Source organism: Acinetobacter sp. 2JN-4, assembly GCF_003687745.1.
GTDB classification, from domain to species: domain Bacteria; phylum Pseudomonadota; class Gammaproteobacteria; order Pseudomonadales; family Moraxellaceae; genus Acinetobacter; species Acinetobacter halotolerans.
The window spans coordinates 1-1430 of record NZ_RDNY01000021.1 but is presented as its reverse complement, the minus strand read 5'-3'; the positions used below and the strand labels follow the sequence as shown (position 1 = coordinate 1430).

The 1430-nt window shown below is 50.5% G+C and carries 1 protein-coding gene; it reads left to right on the top strand.

Annotated elements, in window-relative coordinates:
• On the top strand, positions 1-1430 hold a 1430-nt coding region (locus tag EAH57_RS15780), incomplete at both ends, for a type VI secretion system Vgr family protein (RefSeq protein WP_147440132.1).

The following is a 1430-nucleotide window of genomic DNA, read 5'->3' as shown; positions in this document are numbered from 1 at the left end:
GAAGCCCAACTCAACGTTGCCAACAGCAATAGCCCAATCCAAGCCCAAAAACTTCGTTTGATCGATGACAACAACCAATACCAAGCCTTAAATCGAAGAACGATTCGCTACCATCGCAGCAGTGCCACCGAACAATACGACAGCATGACCAGCCTCATTGCGGAACGTTCTCTACAACCCACCGCAGTGCATGTCCAACGCTGGCAAGCTGATGCCTTAGAACAAGAAGACGGTGCAGGCAGCGTCCAAAGCAAACATCGGCATAGCGAACAACACGACAATGCCAGCTTGGGACTCGAAGATGCATGGCACTTCACCCCAGCATGGATGCAGGACCTAAATGGCGAAGATGGCGCAACCGCATCAGGCAACAACCAAATTGAAAAACTCAACCAAAACCTCAGCCACTACCACGATGCCCAAGCCAAACAATTTATTGCCCATACCACCGTACGCGATAGCCAAGTGGGCTACTGGTTTAAACTGAACGAACACCCAGAGATCGACCAACACAGCGGATCAGACCAAGAATTTCTGATCATTGCTAAAAACTACTACAACCAAAACAACCTACCCAAAGACTTAAACCAACAAATCCAAAGCTTGATCGATCAAAGCCAATGGCAGCAAGACCACAAGCACACAAACAAGAGCGAAGAACGCCAAGCCAACCAACTGACGCTACAACGTCGCAGCATCAAAACCGTACCCGAATACCAACCCCTACAACACCGCCCAGCAGCCCATCCACAACGCGCCAAAGTGGTTGGACCATCAGGTGAAGAAATCCATGTCGATGAATGGGGCAGAATCAAAGTCCGCTTTCTGTTCACTCGAAATGACGACCATCAACACGATGGTGGTGCAGGCAGTAACGACAACGATACCGATTCAGCATGGGTTGATGTACTCACTCCATGGGCAGGCGAAGGCTATGGCGCACGCTTCCTGCCACGCATTGGTGAAATCGTGGTGATCGACTTCTTTGACGGCAACATCGACCGACCTTATGTCACAGGACGACTGCACGAAGCACAACGCAGTCCGACAAAATTCGATGACCAAGGACAACTGCCAGATACCAAAAAACTTGCAGGGATCAAATCCAAAGAATACCAAGGTTCAGGTTACAACCAACTCCGTTTTGACGACACCACTGGACAGATCAGCGCACAACTACAAAGCAGCCATGCAGCCAGCCAACTCAATCTCGGCAAACTCAGCCATCCCAAATCAGAAGCAGAAAGCGAAGACCGAGGCGAAGGCTTTGAACTACGCACGGACCAATGGGGCGCGATTCGAGCAGGAGAAGGCTTACTGATCAGCACCCATGCACAACAACAAGCACAAGGCGAACACCTCGAAGCGCAAACAGCCAAACAACAACTGGAAGGCAACCAGAACAATGCCAAAGCCCTCAGTGAAGTGGC